The sequence below is a fragment of the Bradyrhizobium sp. SZCCHNS1050 genome (genome assembly GCF_032484785.1).
GTDB lineage: Bacteria > Pseudomonadota > Alphaproteobacteria > Rhizobiales > Xanthobacteraceae > Bradyrhizobium.
In genome coordinates, this window is sequence record NZ_JAUETR010000001.1 from 99749 (window position 1) to 125836 (window position 26088).

General features: G+C 66.6%; 18 protein-coding genes and 1 pseudogene. 12 read left to right on the forward strand and 7 right to left on the reverse strand.

Annotated features, from left to right (window positions below; all coding sequences use genetic code 11):
• Positions 1–65 precede the first annotated feature (65 nt).
• From QX094_RS00445 to QX094_RS00470, 6 genes are all read left to right on the forward strand, one after another.
• Complete coding sequence (locus tag QX094_RS00445) at positions 66–485, forward strand: CBS domain-containing protein (RefSeq protein WP_316175926.1); 420 nt, start codon at positions 66–68, stop codon at positions 483–485.
• A gap of 137 nt (positions 486–622) precedes the next feature.
• Complete coding sequence (locus QX094_RS00450) at positions 623–1591, forward strand: zinc-binding dehydrogenase (RefSeq protein WP_316175925.1); 969 nt, start codon at positions 623–625, stop codon at positions 1589–1591.
• A 108-nt stretch (positions 1592–1699) separates the two neighbouring features.
• Positions 1700–3088 carry a cation diffusion facilitator family transporter gene (locus QX094_RS00455; RefSeq protein ID WP_316175924.1) on the forward strand — a complete coding sequence of 463 codons (1389 nt, stop codon included), beginning with the start codon at positions 1700–1702 and terminating at the stop codon, positions 3086–3088.
• A 207-nt stretch (positions 3089–3295) separates the two neighbouring features.
• The gene (locus QX094_RS00460; protein ID WP_316175923.1) at positions 3296–5620 is read left to right on the forward strand and encodes a PAS domain-containing sensor histidine kinase; all 2325 of its coding nucleotides are present in this window, start codon (positions 3296–3298) and stop codon (positions 5618–5620) included.
• A gap of 20 nt (positions 5621–5640) precedes the next feature.
• A complete protein-coding gene (locus QX094_RS00465; RefSeq protein ID WP_316175922.1) occupies positions 5641–5796 on the forward strand; it encodes a hypothetical protein in 156 nt (51 codons plus the stop codon).
• 114 nt (positions 5797–5910) lie between these two features.
• Positions 5911–6228, forward strand: coding sequence for an antibiotic biosynthesis monooxygenase (locus tag QX094_RS00470; RefSeq protein ID WP_316175921.1), 318 nt, complete (start codon positions 5911–5913; stop codon positions 6226–6228).
• Between the two features lie 64 nt (positions 6229–6292).
• Here QX094_RS00470 and QX094_RS00475 read toward each other — a convergent pair whose 3' ends face one another.
• Positions 6293–6832, reverse strand: a complete 540-nt coding sequence (locus QX094_RS00475) for a DUF4240 domain-containing protein (protein WP_316175920.1) — start codon at positions 6830–6832, stop codon at positions 6293–6295.
• 323 nt (positions 6833–7155) lie between these two features.
• Positions 7156–8049, reverse strand: a complete 894-nt coding sequence (locus QX094_RS00480; RefSeq protein ID WP_315716160.1) for a LysR family transcriptional regulator — start codon at positions 8047–8049, stop codon at positions 7156–7158.
• Positions 8050–8310: 261 nt separating this feature from the next.
• On the opposite strand from QX094_RS00480, the gene QX094_RS00485 reads away from it, so the two are divergent.
• The 5 genes from QX094_RS00485 to QX094_RS00505 are packed head-to-tail and all read left to right on the forward strand — an operon-like array spanning position 8311 to position 14327.
• Positions 8311–8787, forward strand: coding sequence for a formate dehydrogenase subunit gamma (locus QX094_RS00485; protein ID WP_316171189.1), 477 nt, complete (start codon positions 8311–8313; stop codon positions 8785–8787).
• On the forward strand, positions 8784–10340 hold the full coding sequence (locus QX094_RS00490; RefSeq protein ID WP_316184527.1) for an NADH-quinone oxidoreductase subunit NuoF: 1557 nt from the start codon (positions 8784–8786) through the stop codon (positions 10338–10340). The genes QX094_RS00485 and QX094_RS00490 overlap by 4 nt, the downstream gene beginning before the upstream one ends.
• Before the next feature lie 25 nt (positions 10341–10365).
• On the forward strand, positions 10366–13245 hold the full coding sequence (fdhF, locus tag QX094_RS00495; RefSeq protein ID WP_315768112.1) for a formate dehydrogenase subunit alpha: 2880 nt from the start codon (positions 10366–10368) through the stop codon (positions 13243–13245).
• A 1-nt stretch (position 13246) separates the two neighbouring features.
• On the forward strand, positions 13247–14095 hold the full coding sequence (gene fdhD, locus QX094_RS00500) for a formate dehydrogenase accessory sulfurtransferase FdhD (RefSeq protein ID WP_315768114.1): 849 nt from the start codon (positions 13247–13249) through the stop codon (positions 14093–14095).
• On the forward strand, positions 14085–14327 hold the full coding sequence (locus QX094_RS00505) for a formate dehydrogenase subunit delta (RefSeq protein ID WP_315716156.1): 243 nt from the start codon (positions 14085–14087) through the stop codon (positions 14325–14327). Before fdhD ends, QX094_RS00505 begins: the two co-directional genes overlap by 11 nt.
• 33 nt (positions 14328–14360) lie before the next feature.
• On the opposite strand, the gene QX094_RS00510 is transcribed toward QX094_RS00505, so the two are convergent.
• The 4 genes from QX094_RS00510 to QX094_RS00525 form a co-directional block, all read right to left on the reverse strand.
• The gene (locus QX094_RS00510; protein WP_316187451.1) at positions 14361–17318 is read right to left on the reverse strand and encodes a bifunctional [glutamine synthetase] adenylyltransferase/[glutamine synthetase]-adenylyl-L-tyrosine phosphorylase; all 2958 of its coding nucleotides are present in this window, start codon (positions 17316–17318) and stop codon (positions 14361–14363) included.
• Positions 17315–18775 (reverse strand): sensor histidine kinase, encoded by a 1461-nt coding sequence (locus QX094_RS00515; RefSeq protein WP_316175916.1) that lies wholly within the window; start codon positions 18773–18775, stop codon positions 17315–17317. The genes QX094_RS00510 and QX094_RS00515 overlap by 4 nt, the downstream gene beginning before the upstream one ends.
• The gene (locus QX094_RS00520; RefSeq protein ID WP_315716199.1) at positions 18759–19439 is read right to left on the reverse strand and encodes a response regulator transcription factor; all 681 of its coding nucleotides are present in this window, start codon (positions 19437–19439) and stop codon (positions 18759–18761) included. The genes QX094_RS00515 and QX094_RS00520 overlap by 17 nt, the downstream gene beginning before the upstream one ends.
• Before the next feature lie 285 nt (positions 19440–19724).
• The gene (locus QX094_RS00525; protein WP_316171132.1) at positions 19725–21308 is read right to left on the reverse strand and encodes a Do family serine endopeptidase; all 1584 of its coding nucleotides are present in this window, start codon (positions 21306–21308) and stop codon (positions 19725–19727) included.
• Positions 21309–22710: 1402 nt separating this feature from the next.
• Between QX094_RS00525 and QX094_RS00530 the strand changes: the two genes are divergently transcribed.
• On the forward strand, positions 22711–23436 hold the full coding sequence (locus QX094_RS00530; RefSeq protein ID WP_316187454.1) for a hypothetical protein: 726 nt from the start codon (positions 22711–22713) through the stop codon (positions 23434–23436).
• An 86-nt stretch (positions 23437–23522) separates the two neighbouring features.
• On the opposite strand, the pseudogene QX094_RS00535 reads toward QX094_RS00530, so the two are convergent.
• Positions 23523–25525: pseudogene (locus QX094_RS00535) on the reverse strand (methyl-accepting chemotaxis protein).
• Between the last annotated feature and the right edge of the window lie 563 nt (positions 25526–26088).

Genomic DNA, 26088 nt, shown 5'->3' on the forward strand with positions numbered 1-26088 from the left:
AGTTGACTTCTGGCATAACGTATACCAGACTTTCTCCTGTTCAAGACAACAAACGGGAGGGTGCCATGAAAGTCGGAGACATCCTGCGCAACAAGACGGCGCGCGTGATCACGGTGCGAATGAACGAGACCGTCGGCATCGCGGCGCAGCTGATGCGCGCCAGCAATGTCAGCGCCCTCGTCGTGAAGGACGTCGTCCGCACGGAAGGCAACACCGCCGCCGGCATGTTCACCGAGCGCGACGTGGTGCGCGCCATCGCCGAGCACGGCGCCGCCGGCGTCACCATGAAGGTCTCGCAGCTGATCTCGCCGCAGCGGCTGATCTCCTGCAGCACCGAGGACTCGCTCGAGCACGTGCGGCACCTGATGAACGTGCATCACATCCGCCACCTCCCGGTCATCGTCGACTTCGCGCTCGCCGGCGTCATCAGCATGCGCGACGTCTCCAGCGCCTTCGACGAAGCGGAAGCTCCGGTCGCCGCCTGACGCGTCCAGCCCGGTCAGCGGAACGGGTTCATCCCCCAGGGAGTCTTGTCGGAGCAGCGCGCCGCCTGTTAGGCGGTGCGCTGAGAACAGCGGCACAGTAAGGTCGCCGCTCATTCTGACCGACAGGATTCCTCGCGATGAAAGCCTATGTCTACGGCGCCCAGGGCGCCGCGATCACCGATATCGCCAAGCCCACGCCGAAGGGCGCGCAGGTCCTGGTCCGCGTGCGCGCCTGCGGCCTCAATCGCGCCGATCTCGGCATGACGAAGGGGCATGTGCATGGCGCCGCCGGCGGCGTCGGCACGGCGCTCGGCATGGAATGGGCCGGCGAGGTCGCCGAGCTCGGTCCCGACGCCAGGGGCGTGAAGATCGGCGACAAGGTGATGGGCTCGGGCAGCGCGGCGTTCGCCGAATACACCCTCGCCGACCATGGCCGCCTGTTCCACGCGCCGTCGAACATGAACTTCGACGAGGCCGCCACGTTGCCGATCGCGCTGACCACGATGCACAATGCGGTCGTTACCAACGGCGCGCTGCAGCCCGGTCAGGCCGTGCTGGTACAAGGCGCGAGCTCCGGCGTCGGCCTGATGGCGATGCAGATCGCCAAGCTCAAGGGCGCCTCGCTGGTGGTGGGCTCCTCGACCGATGCGATGCGCCGCGGACGGCTCAACGAGTTCGGCGCCGATCTCGCCATCGACTCCAGCGATCCCGCCTGGATCGATCAGGTGCTGCAGGCGACCAACGGCGAGGGCGTCGATCTGATCATCGACCAGGTGTCCGGCAAGATCGCCAATCAGAACCTCGCCGCGACCAAGGTGCTCGGCCGCATCGTCAATGTCGGCCGGCTCGGCGGCACCCATGCCGACTTCAACTTCGACCTGCACGCGGCGCGCCGCATCACCTATGTCGGCGTCACCTTCCGCACCCGTTCGATCGAAGAGATCCGTACGATCTTCGACGAGGTGAAGAAGGACATCTGGGGCGCGGTCGAGCAGCGCACGCTGCGGCTGCCGATCGACCGCGTCTTCGCCTTCGACGACATTGGCGCGGCGTTCGCGCACATGGAGGCGAACAAGCATCTCGGCAAGATCGTGGTGACCTTGTGAACGCAACCTTCTGAGATTTAGAAGCACTCAAAACAGCGCGCGGTCCACGCACATGGACCGCGCGATCCCGGCTTTCATGGTGCGGCCTCGGCTGCTACATCCGCCGCCATGAGAGACGCCGCCTCCCATGTCGATTCCGGGAAAACCCGTGTCGCCGCGATCTCGATCGCGGCCAGCGCCAGCATGGCCGCGGCGAAGTTCATCGTCGGCGTCCTGATCGGCAGCCTCGCGCTCGTCTCCGAGGCCCTGCACAGCGCCGTCGACGTCGTCGCCACCGTGATCACCTGGATGGTGGTTCGGGTATCGGACCGACCGGCCGACGACGAACATCATTACGGCCATGGCAAGCTGGAGAGCCTGTCGGCGCTCGGCGTCATCGCCCTGCTCTACGTGCTGGCCGGCGGCGTGCTGGTCGAATCCGTCAGCCGGCTGCGCGAGGCGGCGCCGCCGCCGTCGCTGTCGGCGATTCCGTTCGTGGTGCTGCTGGTCGACATCGCCGTCAACTTCTGGCGCGCCCGCGCGCTGCACCGCGCCGCGCACGAGACCCACAGCCAGGCGCTCGCCGCCGACGCGCTGCATTTCGCCTCCGACGTGCTCGGCTCGATTGCCGTCATCGCCGGCCTGGTCCTCACCGCGTTCGGATTCTGGTGGGGGGATTCCGCCGCCGCGGTCGCGGTCGCCCTGATGATCTCGGTGCTCGGCCTGCGGCTGGCGCGCTCCACCGTAGAAACACTGCTCGACCGTGCACCAGAGGGCGCGGCCGAAAAGGCGCGCGCCGCGATCCGTTCGATCAACGGCGTCGTCGATGTCGAGCGGCTGCGGGTCCGGCTCGTCGGCGCAACGCATTTCGTCGACGCCACGGTGCAGGTGCCGCGCACCTACCCGATCGACCGCGTGCACGAGATCAAGCGCGATGCGCAGGCCGCGGTCGATGCCAGCCTGTCCGGCGCCGACGTCACCTTCACGACGGTGCCGGTCGCGCTCAGCAATGAGAGCGTGCGCGAGCGCATCATGGTGATCGCGCGCAATTCCGGCCTCGCGATCCATCACGTCACCGTCCATGACGTCGGCGGCCGCCTGATCGTGGCGATCGACCTCGAGGTCGACGGCGACATGAGCCTGTTCGCGGCGCATGCGATCGCGCACGAGCTGGAACGCAGCATCCGCGACGAATTCGGCGCCGACGTCGAGGTCGACACCCATATCGAGCCGCTCGAGCCAGAGCTGCCGTTCGGCGTCGACGCGCCGGTGCAGCGGATCGCCGAGATCGCCGCCGCCCTGCAGCGTCTCGCCGCCGAGACCGACATGTACGACGTGCACAATGTCCGCGTCCGCAACACCGAGGCCGGCGAGATCGTCAACTTCCACTGCCGCGCCGCGCCGTCGATGAGCGTGCTGAAGGTGCACGACAATGTCGACCACATCGAGCGCGGGGTGCGTCGCGCCTTCCCGAGCGTCAAGCGCGTCATCAGTCATGCCGAGCCGCCGCACGGCTGAAGCCAAGACGTCATGCTGCGTTCCCGCTTCGGACTCACTCTGCCGGCTTTTCGCCATGGCAAATCCGCATTGGATAAGATTTATTAGCTTTTGCCAAATCGTTGACTCTCGACAGCCCGAGAAATCTGGATTCAAATCAACTTGATTCGGAAGCGGCTGGGGCTCTTTCGAAATTCGGGTATCCAAGAAGTTTCGGGGGTCTACAGCATGACGCGTGCGCATGCCGCGAACGCGTGCGTCCAATCTTCTGATTCCATCAAGGGGTTGGCGCAATCGATCGCGAAACCGGCCTATCAAAGGCTGCTGACTGCTGAGCCGGTATTGCGTCGTGCTGTCCCTACTTTGATCATCGCCTTTCTCGTCACCATCTGCCTCGGCGCCTTCGTCCAGGTGCTCGACCAGAGCCGTCAGAAGCGCGGCGCGACCAAGCGCGACCTGGCCGCGATCTCCGACTTGCTCGCCGATCGCATCGGCAATCTGGCGATGCGCCCGGACCGCATCGCCCATATCGAGCACCTGCAGAGCCTGCTGCCCGACCTGATCCCCGCCTGGGGCGCAGCGCCCGGCCGCCACGTGATCGTCACCGGCGCCGACCACCGCATCCTGGCCCGGGTTCCGGTCGACGCCGCGCTCGGCGAGAACGACCGTATCCTCGATCTGATCTCGACCGCGCAGCTCTTGGCCACGCCCGGGCTGCAGGGCGCGGTCACCGAGATCACCTTGCCGAACGGCCGTCCGGCCTTCGCGGTGTCGCAGTTGATCAAGGCGCTGCCCGGCCGCGTCGTCGTGATCCAGGAGAAGCTCGAGCCGATCTGGGGCTCGGACGCCGCGCTCTCTGTGACCCTGTCGGCGACGACGGGCTTCGTCGTGCTGATCCTGGGCTTCGCCTTCCACTGGCAGTCGACCCGCGCCCGCGAGGGCGACCTGATCAACGACGCCGTGCGCGGCCGCATCGACACCGCGCTCAATCGCGGCCGCTGCGGGCTGTGGGACTGGGACCTGTCGCGCGGGCGCATCTTCTGGTCGAACTCGATGTTCGCGATGCTCGGCCTGGAAAACCGCACCGACCTCCTCACCTTCGGCGAGGTCAACGCGCTGGTGAACTCGGACGACATCGACCTGTTCGAGATCGCCGACCAGCTCGTCGCCGGCGACATCCATCAGATCGACCAGAGCTTCCGGATGCGCCACACCGAGGGCCACTGGATCTGGCTCCGGGTGCGCTGCGAGCTCAGCCAGGGCACCTCCGATTCCGGCCTGCACCTGATCGGCATCGCGGTCGACGTCACCGAGCAGAAGAGCCTGGTCGAGAAGACCGTCGAGGCCGACTTGCGCCTGCGCGACGCGATCGAGACGATCTCGGAAGCCTTCGTGCTGTGGGACGCCAACAACCGGCTGGTGCTGTGCAACTCGCACTTCCAGAAGCTGCACAAGCTGCCGGACTCCGCGGTGACCCCCGGCACCTCCTATGAGACCGTCATCGAGGTCGGCAAGATGCCGGAGATCCGCACCCGGCTGCACGACCACAGCCAGCAGGCGCCGGGCGGGCGCACCTTCGAGGCCCAGCTCGACGACGGCAGCTGGCTGCACATCAGCGAGCGCCGCACCAAGGACGGCGGCTACGTCTCGGTCGGCACCGACATCACTCGCATCAAGGAGCATGAGCAGAAGCTCATCGACAACGACCTGCGCCTGCGCGCCACCGTGATCGACCTGCAGCGCTCGCAGAGCGCGCTGGAGCGCCAGGCGATCGAGCTCGCCGACCTCGCCGAGAAGTACTCGCAGGAGAAGACGCGCGCCGAGGAAGCCAACCAGACCAAGTCGAAATTCCTCGCCAATATGAGCCACGAGCTGCGCACGCCGCTCAACGCCATCATCGGCTTCTCCGAGATCATGGGCAGCGGCATGTTCGGCTCGCTCGGCTCGGAGAAGTACCAGGAGTACTGCCACGACATCCTGACCTCGGGTCAATATCTGCTCGAGGTGATCAACGACATCCTCGACATGTCGAAGATCGAGGCCGGCCGCATGAAGCTCGACATGGAGCCGCTCGACCTCGCCAAGACGCTGGCGGAATCGCTGCGCGTCGTCTCCGGTCGCGCCTTGGACAAGAGCCTCGTGCTCGACGCCGACATCGGAGGCAGCATCCCGGTCGTCGCCGACCGTCGCGCCACCAAGCAGATCATGGTCAACCTGCTGTCGAACGCGGTGAAGTTCACCCCCGAAGGCGGCCGTGTCACAATGCGGAGTCGCGTGTTCGAGGACAAGGTCGTGCTCATCATCGCCGACACCGGCATCGGCATCCCTGCGCAGTCGCTGGCGCGCCTCGGCCGCCCGTTCGAGCAGGTCGAGAGCCAGATGACCAAGACCTATCACGGCTCCGGCCTCGGCCTCGCCATCGCCCGCTCGCTGGCCCAGTTGCACGGCGGCTCGATGCGGCTGCGCTCGCGCCTCGAATGCGGCACCGTCGTCCGCGTCACCCTGCCCCGCGACGCGTATAAGGCCACGGCGAGCATCTCGGTCGCTGCTTGAGCGCGTTCAGGGTCGGTTTGGTGACCCATCCGCTGTTCCGGATCGTCCGCCACCCCAACTGCTTGCTCAACATCCTCCCCGAACTGGTGATCGGCCTGATCATCTACGCCATGCCGCTCGTCTTGCGCATCCGGCAGGAGGAGACAGTGATGCGGGAGCAATCTGCGACCTACTGAGCGGACGCTCCTGCTCCGCGGGCTCGCAGCGCGGACCGCAACTTTCACCAAGTCCGGCGCTCGACGTCCGTGCAAGGGTTCGGTGACCATCATCGTCCCCAAGGGAGCATCGCGATGCTGAAGCGGATATGGCGCGGCTGGACCGGGGCGGCGGAGGCCGATGCCTATGAGGAGCTGCTGCGGTCGACGATCTTTCCAGCCATCGTGGATCGGGCAATCGAAGGATTTCTAGGCATCGAGCTGCTGCGCAGGCCGCTGGAGGCCGAGGTCGAATTCGTGACGATCATGACCTTCGCCGACCAGGCGGCGGTGGTTCGCTTCGCGGGTCCGGCGCATGACGCGGCGGTGGTACCGCCCGCGGCGCGGAAGCTGCTCAGCCGCTATGACGGCGAAGCCGCGCATTACGCGGTGAAGCTCGTGTGTCATGCATGACCGGGGCGCCATCAAAGGTCCCTGCATCCCGACGAAGGCACCGCATCTCCTCACGAGGAGACTTTCAGACCAGTGGGCTTTGCCCGAACCGCTGCCACAGCTTCGGATAGCGCCGAGCCAGATGCTCGTCGTCCTCCTCGAACGGATCGCCGGACGGCCCCGGTCCACCCAGGCCGGCCTCCGGCTCGGAGTGGTCGCGGACATCGCCTTGTCCGCCGCGCTCCCGAAACACCCGGTTGGCGACGTAGTAGATCTCCTCGAATTCCCAGACGCCGTCCGGTCCTGGCGCTCCATTGAACTCGGCGAGGCTGTCCGGACCGGCCATGGCGGCCTCATAGACCTCCCGGCCGCGCGTGACGAGCCAGCGCCGGAAGTACTCGAAACCATCATCCGAGCAGCCGCCATGTACGACATAGGCGGCGCCCCAGAGGTCCCAGGTATAGGCCTCGTTCAGATAGCGGCGAAACGCGACCTCGAAGCCGATGGTCTGCTCCAGGGACAGTTCGCATAGCGTCAAGGCGAGCAGATCGCTCTGCGCGTCAGGATCGCCGCCGGCGCCGGCAAGCGTTTGCGCGATGATCGACCAGAATTGGTCGGCTGGCATGGCCGGCTCCGTCATGGCTTCCCTCTCGGTCAAGTCGAAACGTATCGTCGTATCTCACGGCGCGGCATCGGATGTCCAAGACCGGGAAAGTCGCATCCTGAATTTCGGGAGGGCCTCAACCGCGCACACGACCACCCGATACGCTGGGCCATCGATCTGACGCCGCTTCGAAGCATGCGCTCGCGACGTGGACCGTCTCTGCCGCAGCAGCTTGAACTGCTCCGCTGAGCGCCGTGGTTGCGAGCGCAGCGAAGCAAGACAACGCCGTCGTTCACCGCCGGTGGCGAGTGACTGCGCCAGCGGCAACTCCGCGGACGCGCGCCTCACGCCTGCAGGCTGGGCGCGACCTCGCGGGCGATCTGGACCAGCGCCGCGATCAGCGGGGTCATCGGGTCACGCTGCGGGATGACCAGGCCGATCTGGTAGTTGATGACGGGATCGACGATCGGGATCGAGCGCACCTTGTCGGCGAGGCCGAGCGTTTCGGCGAGCTTGGCCGGCATCACGCTGGCCCAGCGGCCGGTCTTGACATGGGTGTACAGCACCAGCAGCGAGTTCGACGTCAGCGTCGGCGTCACCTCGTTGCCGGCGGCCTTCAGAGCGCGGTCGATGATGCGGCGGTTCTGCATGTCCGGGGTCAGGAGGCACAGCGGCACCTGCCCGACCTCCTGCCAGGTCACCTGATCGCGATCGCCGAACATCGCGTCGGGCGCGGTCAGCAGCCGGTAGCTCTCGTTGTAGAGCGGGATGGTGCGGACGCGGCCGATCGGCTCGTTCTCGATGTAGGTCAGCCCGGCATCGACCTCCAGGTTCTCCAGCAGCCCCAGCACGTCGGCCGACGTGCACGACATGATGCGGAACCGGACCTCCGGATGCTTGGCGCGGAACGGCGTCGTCAGCGACGCCACCATGCCGAGCACCGTCGGCACCGCCGCGATCCGGATCTCGCCCGATAGCTTGTCCTTGAGCCCGTTGATCTCCTGGCGCATCGCGCGGAAGTCGCCGACGATGCGGCGCGCCCAGTCGAGCGTGCGCTCACCCTCCGGCGTAAAGCCCTGGAACCTGGAACCGCGCTGCACCAGCATGACGCCGAGGATCTCCTCGAGCTGCTTGATGCTGGTCGACATCGTCGGCTGGGTCACGCCGCAGGCCTCGGCCGCGCGGCCGAAATGACGCTCCTTGGCCAGCGCCAGCAGCAGTTCGAGCTTGTCAATCAAGAGGTCGGCCTTCCAGCGGTTGAAGGGCCCAGTTCCGCACGTTTTCGGCGGTGCGGGCCACGGAGAAACCTATCACGGCGCGGCGGGCCCGGACACGGTAAAACGCGGCCGCAAGCCGGTCGCGCGAGCGCCCGTTTTTCGTCAACTTGTAGCTATCTCACGATTGCGTTTCGCTATCGCAGCACGGGACTGCTTTATTGATATCTTGAGCAATTCCAATTTGGATGTGCGAAACGCTTGCAACGCAGAATCGGGATCAGGATGACGCCGGTGTACGAGACGTGGGAGGCGGCGCGCGGCGCCGAAATCATCGCCCAACATAGCGGGATGGAGGGAGCAACCTTGCCCATCCTCCATGCGTTGCAGGAGACGTTCGGCCACGTGCCGGAGGATGCCATTCCGATGATCGCATCCGCTCTGAACCTCTCGCGCGCCGAGGTTTACGGCGTGTTCACGTTCTACCATGATTTCCGGGCCAAGAAGGCCGGTCGTCACGTGCTGAAGCTGTGCCGCGCCGAGGCCTGCCAGGCCGCCGGCGGCGATGCGCTCGCGGCGCGTGCCGAAGCGAAGCTCGGCATCTCCATCGGCAACACCACGGCCGATGAGCGCGTCACGCTCGAGCCGATCTACTGTCTCGGCCTGTGCGCAACCGCGCCGTCGGCCATGCTCGATGGTCGCCTGGTCGGCCGGCTCGACGAAGCCCGGATCGATGCTCTCGTCTCGGAGGCCCAGCGATGAGCGTGCGTCTTTTTGTCCCGTGTGATGCCGGCGCGCTCGCCGTCGGCGCCGATGAGGTGGCGCAGGCGCTGCACAAGGCCGCGCTGGAGCGCAATGTCGATATCGAAATCGTCCGCAACGGCTCGCGTGGGTTGTACTGGCTCGAGCCGCTGGTCGAACTGGAGACGGCGCAGGGCCGGTTCGGCTTCGGACCGGTGACGGCAGACGACGTGCCGTCCCTGCTCGATGCGATCGTCGCCGACAAGCCGCACAAGCTCTCGCTCGGCCTGACCGAGGAGATCCCGTGGCTGAAGCGGCAGACCCGCCTCACCTTCGCCCGCTGCGGCATCATCGATCCGCTGTCGCTCGACGACTACCGCGCCCATGGCGGCTACAAGGGCCTGACCCGCGCCCTGACGCTGACGCCCGATGCTGTGATCGCCGAGGTCACGACCTCGGGTCTGCGCGGCCGCGGCGGCGCAGGCTTCCCGACCGGCATCAAATGGAAGACGGTGGCGCAGACCGCGGCCGACCGCAAATACGTCATCTGCAACGCCGACGAGGGCGACAGCGGCACCTTCGCCGACCGCATGCTGATGGAAGGCGATCCCTTCGTCCTGATCGAAGGCATGACCATCTGCGGCATCGCGGTGGGCGCCACCAAGGGCTACATCTACACGCGCTCGGAATATCCGCACGCGATCGCGACCATGACCAAGGCGATCGACATCGCCAGGAAGGCCGGCCTGCTCGGCGACAAGATCGCGGGCTCCAACGCCACGTTCGAGCTGGAGGTGCGTACCGGCGCCGGCGCCTATGTCTGCGGCGAAGAGACCGCGCTGATGGAGAGCCTCGAGGGCAAGCGCGGCATCGTCCGCGCCAAGCCGCCGCTGCCCGCCCATCATGGCCTGTTCGGCAAGCCGACCGTCGTCAACAACCTGTTGTCGTTCGCCGCCATCCCCTTCATCCTCGACGAGGGCGCCAAGGCCTATGCCGATTTCGGCATGGGCCGCTCGCGCGGCACGATGCCGATCCAGATCGCCGGCAACGTCAAGTTCGGCGGCCTGTTCGAGACCGCGTTCGGCATCACGCTGGGCGAGCTGGTCGACGACATCGGCGGCGGCACCTTCACCGGCCGCCCGGTCCGTGCGGTGCAGGTCGGAGGCCCGCTCGGCGCCTACTTCCCCCGCGCCCTGTTCGACACGCCGTTCGACTACGAGGCGTTCGCCGCCAAGGACGGCCTGATCGGCCATGGCGGCATCGTCGTGTTCGACGACAGCGTCGACATGTCGAAGCAGGCCCGCTTCGCGATGGAGTTCTGCGCCATCGAATCCTGCGGCAAGTGCACGCCGTGCCGTATCGGCTCGACGCGCGGCGCCGAGACCATCGACAAGATCCGCCGCGGCGAGCGCGTCGCCGAGAACATCGCCCTGGTCGAAGACCTCTGCGGCACTATGAAGCTCGGATCGCTCTGTGCACTCGGCGGCTTCACGCCCTACCCTGTGCTCTCGGCGCTGAAGCACTTCCGCGAAGATTTCGGCCCCCAGCAGCCGCGCTTGCAGGCTGCGGAATAAGATATCGGGAACAAGGACACCGACCATGTCGCTCATCCACGAAACCGATTACGGCACACCGCTCTCCAAGTCCGAAAAGATGGTCACGCTCACCATCGACGGCCAGAGCATCACCGTTCCCGAGGGCACCTCGATCATGCGCGCGGCCATGGAGGCCGGAACGCAGATCCCGAAGCTGTGCGCGACCGACATGGTCGACGCGTTCGGCTCGTGTCGCCTCTGCCTCGTCGAGGTCGAAGGCCGCGCCGGCACCCCGGCCTCCTGCACCACGCCGGTGGCCGCGGGCCTCGTCGTTCACACCCAGACCGAGCGGCTGAAGAAGCTGCGCAAGGGCGTGATGGAGCTCTACATCTCCGACCATCCGCTCGACTGTCTGACCTGCGCTGCCAATGGCGATTGCGAGCTGCAGGACATGGCCGGCGCCGTCGGCCTGCGCGACGTGCGCTACGGCTATCAGGGCGACAACCACGTGTTCGCCGACGCCTGCGGCGAAGCCAATCCGGCCTGGCTGCCGAAGGACGAGTCGAACCCGTATTTCACCTACGATCCCTCCAAGTGCATCGTCTGCTCGCGCTGCGTCCGCGCCTGCGAGGAAGTGCAAGGCACGTTCGCGCTGACCATCTCCGGCCGCGGCTTCGACAGCCGGGTGTCGCCGGGCATGAGCGAGAGCTTCCTCGGTTCGGAATGCGTGTCGTGCGGCGCTTGCGTACAGGCCTGCCCGACCGCGACCCTGACCGAGAAGAGCGTGATCGAGATCGGCCAGCCGGAGCATTCGGCGGTCACCACCTGCGCCTATTGCGGCGTCGGCTGCGCCTTCAAGGCGGAGATGCGCGGCGAGGAAGTCGTGCGCATGGTGCCGTACAAGGATGGCAAGGCCAATCGCGGCCATTCCTGCGTCAAGGGCCGCTTCGCCTATGGCTATGCGACCCACAAGGAACGCATCCTCAAGCCGATGATCCGCGAGACCATCGACCAGCCCTGGCGCGAGGTCTCCTATGACGAGGCCTTCAAGTTCGCCGCCGACAAGCTGCGCGGCATCCAGGCCAAATACGGCCGCGACTCGATCGGCGGCATCACCTCGTCCCGCTGCACCAACGAAGAAACCTATCTGGTGCAGAAGCTGATCCGCGCCGGCTTCGGCAACAACAATGTCGACACCTGCGCCCGCGTCTGCCACTCGCCGACCGGCTATGGCCTTGCCACCACCTTCGGCACCTCCGCCGGCACGCAGGACTTCGACTCGGTCGAGGACAGCGACGTCATCATGGTGATCGGCGCCAACCCGACCGATGCGCATCCGGTGTTCGGCTCGCGCATGAAGAAGCGGCTGCGCCAGGGCGCCAAGCTGATCGTCGTCGATCCGCGCAAGATCGACCTCGTGAAGTCGGCGCACGTCAAGGCCGACTATCATCTGCCGCTGCTGCCCGGCACCAATGTCGCGATCCTGACTGCGCTGGCCCATGTCATCGTCACCGAGGGCCTCGTCAACGAGACCTTCGTGCGCGAGCGCTGCGATTGGAGCGAGTTCCAGGACTGGGCCGAGTTCGTCGCGCTGGAGAAGAACAGCCCCGAGGCGATCGCCAGCATTTCCGGCGTGGACCCGGAAGCGATCCGCGGCGCGGCCCGGCTCTACGCCAAGGGCGGCAACGGCGCGATCTATTACGGCCTCGGCGTGACCGAGCACAGCCAGGGCTCGACCACGGTGATCGCGATCGCCAACCTCGCGATGGCGACCGGCAATATTGGCCGCCGCGGCGTCGGCGTGAACCCGCTGCGCGGCCAGAACAACGTGCAGGGCTCGTGCGACATGGGCTCGTTCCCGCATGAGCTGCCGGGCTACCGCCACATCTCGGGCGACGCGGTGCGCGACCAGTTCGAGGCGATGTGGAACGTCAAGCTCAACCCTGAGCCGGGCCTGCGCATCCCGAACATGTTCGACTCCGCGATCGAAGGCACCTTCATGGGCCTCTACGTGCAGGGCGAGGACATCCTGCAGTCGGATCCCAACACCACGCATGTGGTGCAGGCGCTATCGTCGATGGAATGCGTCATCGTGCAGGACCTGTTCCTGAACGAGACCGCCAACTACGCCCACGTGTTCCTGCCGGGCTCGACCTTCCTCGAGAAGGACGGCACCTTCACCAACGCCGAGCGCCGCATCCAGCGGGTGCGCAAGGTGATGACCCCGCTCAACGGCATGGCCGACTGGGAGGTGACGATCGGTCTCGCCAAGGCGATGGGCTTCGAGATGAAGTACAATCACCCGTCCGAGATCATGGACGAGATCGCGGCGCTGACGCCGACCTTCGCCGGCGTCTCCTATCAGAAGCTCGAGGAGATGGGATCGGTGCAGTGGCCCTGCAACGAGAAGAATCCCGAGGGTTCGCCGATCATGCATGTCGACGGCTTCGTCCGCGGCAAGGGCAAGTTCGTGGTCACGGAGTATGTCGCGACCGACGAGCGCACCGGCCCGCGCTTCCCGCTCCTGCTCACCACGGGGCGCATCCTGTCGCAGTACAATGTCGGCGCCCAGACGCGGCGCACCGAGAACGTGGTGTGGCATGGCGAGGACGTGCTGGAGATCCATCCGCACGATGCCGAGCAGCGCGGCATCCGCGACGGCGACTGGGTGCGGCTGACCAGCCGCGCCGGCGAGACCACGCTGCACGCGCTGATCTCCGAGCGCGTCGCCCCCGGCGTGGTCTACACCACCTTCCACCACCCGCTGACCCAGGCCAACGTCATCACCACGGACTATTCGGACTGGGCCACCAACTGTCCGGAGTACAAGGTCACGGCAGTGCAGGTGTCGCAGTCCAACGGACCGTCGGACTGGCAGAAAGCCTATGACGAGCAGGCCCGCAACTCGCGCCGCATCGCCCCGGTCGTGGAGGCAGCGGAGTAGCATGACCGATGCAGTGCGCATCGCGGATCGTCTGGTCTGGCGCGACGGAGCCCTCACCGAGGGCCACCGCCGCGTGCCGGAGGAGACCGCGGTCGCACTGACCTACAATGGCGGCACCCAGGCCGTCATGATGGCGACGCCGCAAGACCTCCGCGACTTCGCCATCGGCTTCAGCCTGAACGAAGGTCTCGTCACGAGCCGAGACGACATCATCTCTCTCGACGTCGTCGAGCTGGATGACGGCATCGAGCTCAGGATGTGGCTGCCCGACGCGCAGGCCGAACGCTTGGCCGAGCGCCGCCGCAACATCGCCGGCCCCACCGGCTGCGGCCTGTGCGGCATCGATTCGATCAGCGAAGCGGTGCGGCCGGCGGCGCATGTCCCGGACGGCCGGCGTTTCGCTCCGCGCGACGTCATGGCGGCGCTTGAGGCCATCGAGCCGCTGCAGAAGCTCAATCACGAGACCCGCGCGGTGCATGCCGCGGCGTTCTGGACTCCCGCGCGCGGCATCGTCGGCTTGCGCGAGGATGTCGGCCGCCACAACGCGCTCGACAAGCTCGCTGGCCACCTCGCGCAAACGCGCTGTGCGGCGAGCGAGGGCATCGTGATCCTGACGAGCCGCGTCTCGGTCGAACTGGTGCAGAAGGCTGCTGCCATGGGCGCACCCATCATGGTCGCGGTCTCCGCCCCGACCGCGCTCGCCATTCGCATGGCCGAGGCCGCCGGCATCACGCTGATTGCGGTGGCCCGCAACGACGGCTTCGAAATCTTCACCCATCCCGAACGGATCGTCGCGAGCGCCGAGACCGGCGCGCGATCAACACAGACGGACAACACCCATGTCGCATAACCCCTCCGAGCGCCTCGTCTACATGGCCAACCAGATCGGCAAGTTCTTCCAGAGCCAGGGACAGGAGAAGGAGGTCGCCGGCGTCGCCGAGCACATCAAGAAGTTCTGGGATCCGCGCATGCTCAAGACGATCTATGCGCACCACGACGCCGGCGGCGCCGGCCTCGACCCGGCGGTGAAGGAAGCGATCGGCCGGCTGAAAGATGCGGCGGTCGCCAAGGAAAAGGCATAGGCGGCCGGCCGTGCTACCGCGCGGCTGATCGGGTCATCCCTCCACGAGTGCGGTGAACACGCGCCGCACCTCGGTCTGCGTTTCGCGCAGCCGCGCCTCGAGCGCCGAGAAATCCGGCGCGTCGCCCGCCCGGGCCATCACCCGCAGCAGGTCCTCGCCGGCCTGATCCGGCTTGAACTTGTCGCTGACGCACAGCCGCACGATCTGCGTCAGATCGTGATACAGCCGTGCGGCCTGACGCAGGATCACGGCTTCAGCACGCGGCAGCACGCCGAGCCGCTCGGCATTGTCGAGCACTGCAAGCGTGCTGACATCGAGGATGTCTGGCGTCGTCGCGGCATGGACGAGTTGCAGATATTGCGCGACGAAGTCGATGTCGACCATGCCGCCGGCGGCGTGTTTGAGGTCCCACAGGTCGGCCTCGCCCTTCTCGGCCGCGATCGCGCGGCGCATGTCGGCGACGTCGCGCGCGATCGCGCTCCTGTCGCGCGGGCGCCGCAGCGCGGCCTGGATGATCTCTTCGATCCGGGCCCGAAACGCCGGCGACGCCGAGATCACCCGTGCCCGCGTCAGCGCCATGTGCTCCCAGGTCCACGCCTCCTGCTCCTGGTAATGCGCAAAGGAGTCGATGTGCGAGGCCAGCGGGCCGGCGCGGCCCGACGGCCGCAGCCGCATGTCGATATCGTAGAGCACGCCGTAATTGGTGCGCGAGGTGAAGGCCGAGATCAGCCGCTGGGTGAAGCGCGCGAAGTAGTGCGCGCCCTGCAGCGAGCGCTCGCCGTCGGAATCCGGCGCATCGCCGTCGAAGTCGTAGAGCAGGATCAGGTCGAGATCGGACGAAGCCGTCATTTCGCGCGCGCCGAGCCGCCCCATCGCGACGATCGCGGTCTCCTGGCCCTCGATGCGGCCGTGCTGGGCGGCGAAGCGCTCCGTCACGAGATCATGCACGGTGTGCACGATGCCCTCGGCGACGTCGGCGAACGCGGTGCCGGCCTGCTGCGCCGACACCGTGCCGGAGAGGATGCGCGTGCCGATCAGGAACAGGCTCTCCTGACCGAACAGCCTGAGACGATCGAGAAACTCCTCATAGGTCCCGGCATCCTTTAGCGTCGACGCCAGCCGCTCTGACAATTCGCGCCGGTCGGGAATCGCGCCGAAGAAGCGCGGATCGATCAGGCCGTCCATCAGCCGCGGCTGCCGCGCCAGCATGTCGCCGAGCCGGGGCGCCGCCCCGAGCACGAGCGCGACGAGCGCCACGAGGTCGCGGTTCTGCCCGAGCAGGGTGATCAGGCGGCCGCCGAGTTGCAGCGCCTGCAGGAAGCGGTCGAAGGCCACGACGGCGCGATCCGGCTCGTCGGCATGCGCGAGGCCATCGATCAGCGCGGGCAGGAAATCGGTGAACGCGGTGCGCGTCGCATCCGTGCGGAACACGCGGTACTCGCCCGCCAGCCATTGCTGCAGGGTCTTGGCGACCATCACCGGATCGCGGAAGCCCAATCCGGCAAGATGCTCCATCAGGCGCGGCTCGTCGGGACCGGCGCCGTAGTTCACCGCCGGCAGGCTGACGGTGCCGGTGGGATCGCCCTCGAACAGCCTGGCGTAATGTCCCTGCACGACGTCGAGATGGAACAGCAGATCGGTCGCGAACCGCTCGCGGCTGTCGTAGCCGAAGAAGCATGCGAAGCGGCTCACGCCCTCGACATCGTCGGGCAGGCTGTGGATCTGCTCGTCCGCCATCATCTGCAGCCGATGCTCGACCCTGCGCAGGAACTCATAAGCCGTGGTGAGCTCGTCGCGCGCCTGCTCCGTGATCCACTTGCTGGCGGTGAGCACGTCGAGCGCCTGCAAAGTCGGACGGACGCGCAGCTCGGGATGACGGCCGCCGGCGATCAACTGCTGAGTCTGGGCAAAGAACTCGATCTCGCGGATGCCGCCGCGCCCGACCTTGACGTTGTGGCCTTCGACCGCGATCTCGCTGTGGCCGCGATAGACCTGCATCTGCCGCTTCATGTCGTGGACGTCGGTCAGCGCCTGGAAGTCGAGATGCTTGCGCCATACGAACGGCGACAGCTCCGCCAGCATCGCCTCGCCCGCGACGACGTCGCCGGCACAGACCCGCGCCTTGATCATCGCGGCGCGTTCCCAGGTGCGGCCCTCGCGCTCGTAGTAATGCAGCGCTGCCTCGGTCGACATCGCCACCTGCGTCGAGGCCGGATCCGGCCGCAGCCGGAGATCGACGCGGAATACATAGCCGTCCGCGGTGCGGCTCTGCAGCAGCCGCGCCATCGCTTGCGTCACGCGGACGAAGAACGGCTGCGGCTCGATGTCGCGCGCCAGCGAGTTGATCTCGGGATCGAAGAACACGATCAGGTCGATGTCGCTCGAATAGTTGAGCTCGCCCGCCCCCATCTTGCCCATCGCGAGCACGAACAGGCCGCTGCCCTGCTCCGGATCGTCGGCATCGACGGGCGCGAGCCGGCCGCGCACCGTCTCCAGGCGCAGCAGATACCGCAGCGCCATCTGCACCGAGGACACCGCGACGTCGGTCAGCCCCGCCGTCACCTGCATCACCGGCCAGACGCCGCCGATGTCGCACAGCGCGATCAAGAGCGCCGCCTCGGATTTCAGCCGGCGCAGCAGGCTCATCACCTCGGCTTCGCTGGAAGCGGCAAACACCTCGCGGCCGGTGCGCGCGATCAGCTCGGCGAGATGCGCCTGCGGCTCGCAGCGCAAGAGACGGTCGAGGCGATGGCCGTCGGCGCGGACGAGATCGAACAGATAGGGCGAGCACTCGGCAATCCCGAGCAGGATGGTTCGCGGCCAGCCGTCGGCGAGCAGCTGGTGGAGCGAGGCGGCCAAGGACGGCTCGAGCTCGGCGAGCCACTCGTTGAGGCGCTGTTCGGCTTTGTCGGGCGCACGGACATGTGGGCCGGCAACGAAACGTTCGGCCAGCATCTGCCCGTCCGCGTTTCCCGGCGCGGATGAGATCATGCGGCCTTCTGTGGCACATCCTGCGCCGGCGCCGCAAGCTTCGCGGGCACGCCGGCACCAGCCGGCAGCACCAGCGTCGCGATCAGCCCCGGCCTGGCATCGCCGAGCCGGAGCTCGCCGCCATGCAGGGTCGCGACGGCGGACGCCAAGCTGAGACCGAGGCCGGAACCGGGCAAAGTGCGGCTCGCCTCCAGCCGCACGAAACGCTCGACGGCGCGCTTGCGCTCGGCCTCGGGAATGCCTTCGCCATGATCGGTGACGCTGAGCAGCACCTGTCCGCCCTCGCGCCGCGCCTCGATCAGGATTTCGCGGCTATCAGCGGCGGCGGCGGCATCGAGCGGCAGCGCCGCCGGCTTGCCGTATTTGATCGCGTTCTCGACGAGATTAGCGAGCGCCTGGCTGATCAGCTCGCGATTGCCATGCACCGGCGCCGCCGCAGCCTTGACCCGCAAGGTCATCTCATTGTCCTCGGCCAGCGGCTCGTACAATTCGTGGATGCCGCCGGCGACCTCGGCCGCATCGAACTCGACCATGTCGCCGCGCGCCTGCCCGGACTCCGCCCGCGCGATCATCAAGAGCGCGTTGAAGGTGCGGATCAGGCCGTCGGATTCCTCGATCGTGCGCTCCAGCGCGGCGCGATATTCGTCCTCGGAGCGCGACTTCGCCAGCGCCTCCTCGGCGCGGTTGCGCAATCGCGTCAGCGGCGTCTTGAGATCATGCGCGATGTTGTCGGAGACCTCCTTGAGGCCGGTCATCAGCGCCTCGATGCGCTCCAGCATCGCGTTGAGATTTTCCGCCAGGCGATCGAGCTCGTCGCCGCTGCGCCCGACCGGCAGACGGCCGGAGAGATCGCCATCCATGATCCGCCGCGTCGTGCCGGTCATGGCATCGATCCGGTGCAGCACGCGCCGCGCGACAAAGATGCCGCCGCCGATGCCGAGCACCACCACGACGAGCACCGACCATTGCGCCGCCTTGGCGACGATGCCGAACAGGCGGCGGCGCTCCTCGAGATCGCGGCCGATCAAAAGCCGAAAACCGCTGGAGAGCTGCGTGACATACACCAGCGCGCGATGGCTGTGCTCGGTGCTGTCGTCGAGCCGCCGGTAGAACGTCTCCGACCAGCCGGACGAGCCCATCACGCCCGGCGCCAGCGAGCCGACATTGCCGGCGATCGCCTGCCCGGTCGGCGTGGTGATGAGATAGAGATTGGCGCCCGGCCGCAGCGCGCGGCTCTCGATCGCGCCGACGATTCCGCGCAGGCCCCAGCGGGCGAAGATGTCGGTCATCTCGCTGATCTCGGAGGTGACCGTGGTCGAGATCTGCTCGGTGATGAGCCGGCGGGTGTTCCAGGCGAAATAGCCGAGCAGCGAGGCCGCGAACAGCGCAAACAACAGCAGATAGACCAGCGTCAGCCGGAACGCCGTGGTGCGGATCAGCTTACCGAAGGCCGTCACGGATCATGTACCCCGCGCCGCGGATGGTGTGGAGCAGCGGGCGGTCGAACCCCTTGTCGATCTTGGAGCGCAGCCGCGAGATGTGGACGTCGATCACGTTGGTCTGCGGATCGAAATGATAATCCCAGACGTTCTCCAGGAGCATCGTGCGCGTCACCACCTGGCCGGCATGCTTCATGAGATATTCGAGCAGGCGGAACTCGCGCGGCTGCAGGGTCAGCTCGTCCTTGCCGCGGGCGACGCGGTGCGACAGGCGATCGAGCTCGAGATCGCCGACCTTGTAGGTGGTCTCCTCGGCCGGGCCGCCGTGGCGGCGCGACAGCACCTCGACGCGGGCGAGCAGCTCGGCGAAGGCATAGGGCTTCGGCAGATAATCGTCGCCGCCGGCGCGCAGGCCCTTGATGCGGTCATCGACCTGGCCGAGCGCCGAGAGAATGAGCACCGGGGTGCGGTTGCCCTTGTCGCGCAGCGCGCCGATCAGCGACAGGCCGTCGCGCTTGGGCAGCATGCGGTCGACCACCAGCACGTCGTAATCCCCGCTGTCGGCCATGGCGAGCCCCTCCTCGCCGTCGCTGGCGAGGTCTGCGACATGTCCGACCTCGCGGAACGCCTTGACCAGATAGTCGGCGGACTCGCGGTCGTCTTCGATGATCAGGAGGCGCATTGCGGAAACGGGGGCGGCGGTCACGGTTCGATGTCCATCTACATGGACCGGCCGCCGTTTCCGTGCAAGGCGGCATGGGCCCGGGGTTGATCGGCAGCAAAGTGGGCGGTGAGGCTGGGGGACCTCACCGCCCGAGTTCCTTCCGACGGAGGGGGGCGTTGTCCAACGGAAGGTTTGCGGGAGCGGAACTTTAAGCCCGCCCCCAGGAAGAGCCACCGGCGCGGGGGCACATGCCGGCGGTCTCCCATCTCGTAAGGGCCTTCTCGTGAGGGCCTTGGCCCTCGCTCAGCCCTTGGCCAGCGGCACCGCGACGAAGCGCGACTGCCCGCCGCTCTTCACACGCATCAGCACGCTGTTCTTGTTGTCGGCCTTGGCGGCGTTGATCGCTTCGCGCACGTCACCGGCCGAGGTCACCGACTTGCCCGCGACCTCCAGGATGACGTCGCCTTCCTTGAAGCCGCGATCGGCGGCCGCGCTCTTCGGATCGACCTCGGTGACGACGACGCCGTCCTTGCCGGCGCCGGCGACGCTCGACGCGGGCGCCACGGTCATGCCGAGCTTCGGCACGTCGGCGCCGCGGGTCGGGCTCGAATTGTCGCCGCCGGTGTCGGCCTTGGCCTCGATCGTGTTCGGCAGCTTGCCGAGCGTCAGGTTGATGGTCTTGTCCTCGCCCTTGTGCAGGACGTTGAGCTTGACCGAGGCGCCCGGCGCGATGCCGCCGATGGTGCGGGCGAGCTCACGCGCGTCCTTCACCGGCTCGCCGTTGACCGCGGTGATGACGTCGCCGGACTGGATGCCCGCCTTCGCCGCCGGACCGTTGGCCTGGGGCTCGGCGACCAGCGCGCCCTCTGCCTTCTTCATGCCGAGGCTGTCGGCGATGTCCTGCGTCACCGGCTGGATCTGCACGCCGATCCAGCCGCGGCTGACCGAGCCGTTGTCCTTGAGCTGCGCCACCACGCTCTTCACCGTCGAGGCGGGGATCGAGAACGCGATGCCGACGCTGCCGCCGGAGGGCGAGTAGATCGCGGTGTTGACGCCGACGACGTTGCCGTCGACATCGAACGCCGGACCGCCGGAGTTGCCCTTGTTCACGGGCGCGTCGATCTGGATGAAATCGTCATACGGGCCGTTGCCGATGTCGCGGCCCACCGCCGAGACGATGCCGGCCGTCACCGTGCCGCCGAGGCCGAACGGATTGCCGACCGCCAGCACCCAGTCGCCGATGCGCGGCTTGCCGTCGGCGAGCTTGGCGAACGGGAAGTTCGTGCCGCCCTCGACCTTGATCAGCGCCAGATCCGTGCGCGGGTCGGTGCCGATCACCTTGGCGCTGTAGGTCTTGCCGTCGTCGGTCGTCACCTCGACCTTGTTGGCGCCGTCGACCACGTGGTTGTTGGTCACGGCATAGCCGTCGGCGGAGATGAAGAAGCCGGAGCCCTGCCCGGTCACGGCGCGGCCACCACCGCGGCCGCCGCGACCCGGCATGCCGGGAATGCCGTTCTCACCGCCGAAGCGGCGGAAGAAGCGCTCCATCGGCGAGCCCGGCTGGAACGGCGTATCGTCGTCGCTGTCGTCCTTGGCGACCTTCTCCGCGATGTTGACCTTGACCGAAATCACCGACGGCTTCACCCGCTCCACGATGTCGGCAAAGCCGACCGGGCGCGCGACCTTGCTGACCTCGTTGGCGACCTGCGCGTGCGCCGAGGTCGAGAACAGGTCGAGCGGCGCCCCCTGCGGCGACAGGCCATAGGCGGCGACGCCGAGGCCCGCGACGACGGAGGCCATCAGCGCGAACTTGCGCGCCGAGAACAGGCCGCGCCGGGGCTGGCGATAGGATGGAAGGGAGGACAGGTCGGTCGGACGGTCAGTCATACGGTTTTCTCCGCAAGCGATTTTGATCAAGGTCTAAACTCGGTCCCGGGCTGTGCGCCCCGTTCGCAAGTGAAGATGGGACTTGCCGCCTTACGGCGTGCTGGCTGCGGCGTTAAACTTCTGTAATGGATGGACACACAGACTGCGGCGGAATGGCGCGGATGCCGGACCGCGGATGAAAAGACGTTTGCGCCCAATAACTTGCCAAAGCCTCGGCCGCCCTCTGGCCGCCATCATTTTGGCCGCTCCAACCAAAGTCGCACCCAGCGACGGCCCGACCGGGCCGCTCGGCCGGGCGATGACAGTTAGGCGAAAGCCGCCGCTCCACTCCATCCTGTCATTCCCTGCGAAAGCGGCGAATCCAGCACGCCGAGCCCTCTCGGTTCAACAATGACCGCCGCGGCGTACTGGATCCCCCGCTTTCGCGGAGGATGACAGTGGAGTGTGAGGCACACCGCCTGTCCCAATCTCCGTCATTGCGAGCGCAGCGAAGCAATCCAGGGTGGTGGGCGGGACTCTGGATTGCTTCGCTGCGCTCGCAATGACGCGGAGAGATCTCGATCCACACGATCAAACAGCACTTGGAGAACATAACCGAGAGACGAGCCCCATCACCCTCGCGACGCATCCCGCGCCCGAGTCATGCCCTTGAATTCGCACCCTCGCAGCGAGGGCACAGGGAAGGCCGGGCGCTGGCCGCGCCCGTGGCCCGCCTGCGTCAAAAAATGCAGGCGGCAGGTACCACAGGTCTGGCCGAACACGCCCGGCCCTCCCTGCGCGATGGTGTTAACGCTTATACGTGCTCTCCCCGGGGACCGGCTTCTTGACCCCCGTCGCCGGCGGATCATCACCACCGGCTTGGCCTCAGCACCGGGAGGCCAGGACGACACGATTTCACGTCCGCAGTCAGCCGTTCGTCGGCGAGGCCAAAGCCACGCTGCGGCAACCCGCGTCCATCGCATTCCATCCCGACGTCCGTGACGATCGCGATACGCCCCCTCAGTGGAACGGAACGGACGGAGGATACGGGTGATTTGGGGTGAAAGGCAAGGTGATTTTTGATTTTCAGAATCAGTTGGCAGATTCTGAAGTACGATTGGGTTGAGTGACGCGATCCATTTGCGGAGCTTGGATGCCACTTAGCCGATCGTCATGCGACCATTCAGAATATAGACAACATGCGTACTGAGATCATAGGATGTTTGAACTATATCGATGCCTGCTTCGACGTTTCTCTCGGTATTCTGGCAAACGGAGCGCTTCGTCCGATAGCCATCAATGCGAGGGCCTATGACAGAGAGTGAAAAGAGCGACGTTCTTGGGTGTGTCCATTATTTTGCGATGTTTCAGGACTTCGGGTTTCTGTTGGATTCTGCATGGGTATGCGCGGGGCTTGTGAGCGATGAGCGACGAGACCATCCTTAAATTTCTGGATCCAGCGAACGTGGACGATGTCCTTGTGCGCGGTACAGTTCGGATTTCGACTCTTTCCTACTTCCGAAGCCTTGAGGGATCCCCCGGAATAGGTGATCCGGACGAGGCCACGACGATAGTTGACGCTACGGGAGCTGTGCTTACCGACAAAACGGAACAAGGCGCGTTCGAGCCATGGCGTCCGGAAGGTCACACTGGCATGATCCACACTCGCACGGGTGGAAAGGTCACCATGGGAGCGGGCGTCAGATTCGCATATCCTCATAGCGATAGGTTTATTTTCTGCGCGTCGAAAGGAGAAAGAAGCAAACTAATTCAAGCCATGTGCCGTGATGCTGAAAAGCCGTACGCAGCTTGCGTTCGGTTGATTGTTGCGTTGGATCTCTTCGCTCACCGGCTGTTCTGGAAAGGAAAAGTAGTTGAGATGGATGACAAACCGGTGCGTGAATTCTTCAGTCGCGTGAGTTCCGGTTCTGTGTCTTACGATGCTGTCGAGCGACATTATTCGCAGGGACAGGCAGAGCAGCCATCTCCATTTCGAAAGCATCCAAGCTTCAGCCATCAATCCGAAGTGAGAGTCGTTCTCACCCCTTCCAAAGAGCTGAGCTACAATCGCTTGACTGTAAAGCTTCCCCGTCCCGAAAAATGTTTTGCCGAAGAGTTCCGGGAGATCCAGGACGAGGAGACGAGTTAATTGTAGTCAGTCTCGGTGGACGATGGCGGATTGACTAATGCGCCCTACGCGCCCTCTAGTCGAAGCACCACGTACGCCGGCCGTTCTCACGCGGCCTGCAACGATCCCAAGAACCGGCTGACCTCCCGCTTCAATCGCCCGCTCTCCGCCGACAGCGACCTTGCTGCCGCCAGCACCTGCGACGACGCTGACCCCGTCTCCGACGCGCCGCGCTGCACGTCGTCGATGTTGCGGGAGACGCGCTGGGTGCCGTTGGCGGCGTGCTGGACGTTGCGGGAGATTTCCTGCGTGGCGGCGCCCTGCTCTTCGACGGCGGCGGAGACGGCCGCTGCGATCTCCGACAGGCGGCCGATGGTGCTGCCGATTTCCTTGATCGAGCCGACCGACTCTTCGGTGGCGGCCTGGATGCCGGAGACCTGCTGGGCGATCTCGCCGGTGGCTTTCGCAGTCTGCTCGGCCAGCGCCTTGACCTCGGCCGCGACCACCGCGAAGCCGCGGCCGGCTTCGCCCGCGCGCGCCGCCTCGATGGTGGCGTTGAGCGCCAGCAAATTGGTCTGGCCGGCGATGCTACTGATCAGCTCGAGCACGTCGCCGATGCGGGTCGCGGCCTTCGACAGGGTGCCGACGCGCTCATTGGTGCGGTTGGCCTGCGCCACGGCTTCGCTCGCGATGCGCGCGGATTCCTGCACCTGACGGGAGATCTCGCTGACCGAGGACGACAGCTCCTCGGCGGCGGAGGCCACCGTCTGCACGTTGGATGACGCCTCCTGCGAGGCAGCGGCGACTTCCGTCGACAAATCCTGGCCGCGTGCCGCGGTGCTGGTCAACGTGCCGGCGGAGGCTTCGAGCTCGCTCGAGGCGTGCGACACCGCATCGACGATCTCGCCGACGGCCTGCTCGAACTGGCGGGCGAGCTTCGCCATGTCGTCCCGGCGCTGCTGCTCCTGCCGCGCTTCGGCGTCCGCATGCTCGGCGCGCAGCCGCTCGGTCTCGGCCATGTTGTCCTTGAACACCTGGATCGCCGTCGCCATGGCGCCGATCTCGTCGCGGGCGCCGCGGCCGGGAATTTCGACGGCGACGTCGCCGCTCGCGAGCCGCCCCATCGCCCGCGTCATCGACGCCAGCGGGCCGACGATGCTGCGCGCGATCAGGACCGCGACGAGGCAGCCGAACAGGATGGCGGCGGCGCCGACCAGCATCTGCAGCGAGATGGTGCTGTCGATGGCGCCCTCGGCGCGCGCGCGAGAAGCGTGATAGTCGGCATTCACGCCCGTTTCGGCGGCCTTGAGCGTGTCGATGCTCCGGGCGATCAGCGGCTCGATCGCGGTGGCGTAGATGTCCTCGGACTTCAGTGCGGCGGCGGCGGTGGCCTCGAACGCGGTCTTGTTCAGCTCCAGCGAGGCCTTCACCGGCGCGATCGCGGCCAGCACGCCCGCCGGCGGCGACGCGCCCTCCAGCGTGGCGAGCCGCTGCTCGACATTGTCGACGCCGGCGCGGAAGGCGGAGGCGGACTTGGTGTCGCGCAGCGCCAGGAAGCGCCAGGTCGCGATGCGGACGAGCTGCAGGCGGGCGTCGATGTCCGCGACCGCGGTCATGACCTCCGGCTCCTTGCTGATGCGCGCGGCGATCGACAGCTTGGCGGCCTTGGCGGCGAGGTCCTCGCCGCCCGGCAGCAGCGCGGCGCGGCCGGTCTTCATCTGCTTGACCGCATCCTGCAACTGATCGCGCTGGGTCTTCATCTGCGCGATCTCGCCGGTGAGATCGCCATAGAGCTTGCGCTGCTCCGCCGACAGCCAACCGGCGGTGGCCGCCTGCAGCAGCGCCGTCGCCGCCGCCTCGCGCTCGGCCGCCTCCTTGAGCGCCGGCTCGTTGGCGTCGTGGATGTAGCGCAGGTTGGCGCGCTGGATCGCCTGCAAATGGTTGGAGATCTGCAGGATGCGCGCGGTCGCGTCCGACAGCGCCGACATGCTCGCGACCTGGTCGCGCACCGCCACAGATTCCACACCGCCACGGCCGCCATCACAGCGCCGGCGACGATGAGCGCCGCAAAGCCGGCGTAGAGACGCCCCCTGATCTTCAAGCTCATCATGTCCTCGTCCGCTCCCCCAAGAGCGGCAGGCGGGCGAACTGACGTCGCTACGCGCCTGCCCCGCAGCATCGGCCGCCTGTCCGGCGACTCAGAGCTATGCATGTGCACGATGAGCGGTATTTGCTAATAGCGGGTTAGACGGCCGCGGCTCGCAGCTGCCGGTGTGACGCGAGCGGCCTCCACCAACTCCGATGTCGTCCCTGCGAACGCAGGGACCCATACTCCGCGGCGGTTGTCGTGAAACAAGACTGGTCCGACATCCCGCACAACAGCATCTCCCTGTGGCTATGGGTCCCTGCGTTCGCAGGGACGACAGCGGAGGGCTGGGCGACGGCTTCGCGTCATGGCGGGGACGACGCTCTCGCCGCCGTCATTCCGGGGCGCGCGTGAGCGCGAGCCCGGAATCCATAGCCACGACTCGCAGTTGGTGGAGCAATACGCCGAAACGGCCCGTCGCCACCACAACCGCTCGTGGTTATGGATTCCGGGCTCATTCGCGTGCCGCGAATGCCCCGGAATGACGGCGGAGATGATGGCTGGCTGTTGTCGCGCGGCGCTAGCCG

Bases quoted from the DNA above. Each gene is read 5' to 3' on its own strand.
- QX094_RS00445 (WP_316175926.1), top strand. From the start codon at position 66: ATGAAAGTCGGAGACATCCTGCGCAACAAGACGGCGCGCGTGATCACG.
- QX094_RS00450 (WP_316175925.1), top strand. From the start codon at position 623: ATGAAAGCCTATGTCTACGGCGCCCAGGGCGCCGCGATCACCGATATC.
- QX094_RS00455 (WP_316175924.1), top strand. From the start codon at position 1,700: ATGAGAGACGCCGCCTCCCATGTCGATTCCGGGAAAACCCGTGTCGCC.
- QX094_RS00460 (WP_316175923.1), top strand. From the start codon at position 3,296: ATGACGCGTGCGCATGCCGCGAACGCGTGCGTCCAATCTTCTGATTCC.
- QX094_RS00470 (WP_316175921.1), top strand. From the start codon at position 5,911: ATGCTGAAGCGGATATGGCGCGGCTGGACCGGGGCGGCGGAGGCCGAT.
- QX094_RS00475 (WP_316175920.1), bottom strand. From the start codon at position 6,832: ATGCCAGCCGACCAATTCTGGTCGATCATCGCGCAAACGCTTGCCGGC.
- QX094_RS00485 (WP_316171189.1), top strand. From the start codon at position 8,311: ATGACGCCGGTGTACGAGACGTGGGAGGCGGCGCGCGGCGCCGAAATC.
- QX094_RS00490 (WP_316184527.1), top strand. From the start codon at position 8,784: ATGAGCGTGCGTCTTTTTGTCCCGTGTGATGCCGGCGCGCTCGCCGTC.
- fdhF (WP_315768112.1), top strand. From the start codon at position 10,366: ATGTCGCTCATCCACGAAACCGATTACGGCACACCGCTCTCCAAGTCC.
- fdhD (WP_315768114.1), top strand. From the start codon at position 13,247: ATGACCGATGCAGTGCGCATCGCGGATCGTCTGGTCTGGCGCGACGGA.
- QX094_RS00505 (WP_315716156.1), top strand. From the start codon at position 14,085: ATGTCGCATAACCCCTCCGAGCGCCTCGTCTACATGGCCAACCAGATC.
- QX094_RS00510 (WP_316187451.1), bottom strand. From the start codon at position 17,318: ATGATCTCATCCGCGCCGGGAAACGCGGACGGGCAGATGCTGGCCGAA.
- QX094_RS00520 (WP_315716199.1), bottom strand. From the start codon at position 19,439: ATGCGCCTCCTGATCATCGAAGACGACCGCGAGTCCGCCGACTATCTG.
- QX094_RS00525 (WP_316171132.1), bottom strand. From the start codon at position 21,308: ATGACTGACCGTCCGACCGACCTGTCCTCCCTTCCATCCTATCGCCAG.
- QX094_RS00530 (WP_316187454.1), top strand. From the start codon at position 22,711: ATGAGCGACGAGACCATCCTTAAATTTCTGGATCCAGCGAACGTGGAC.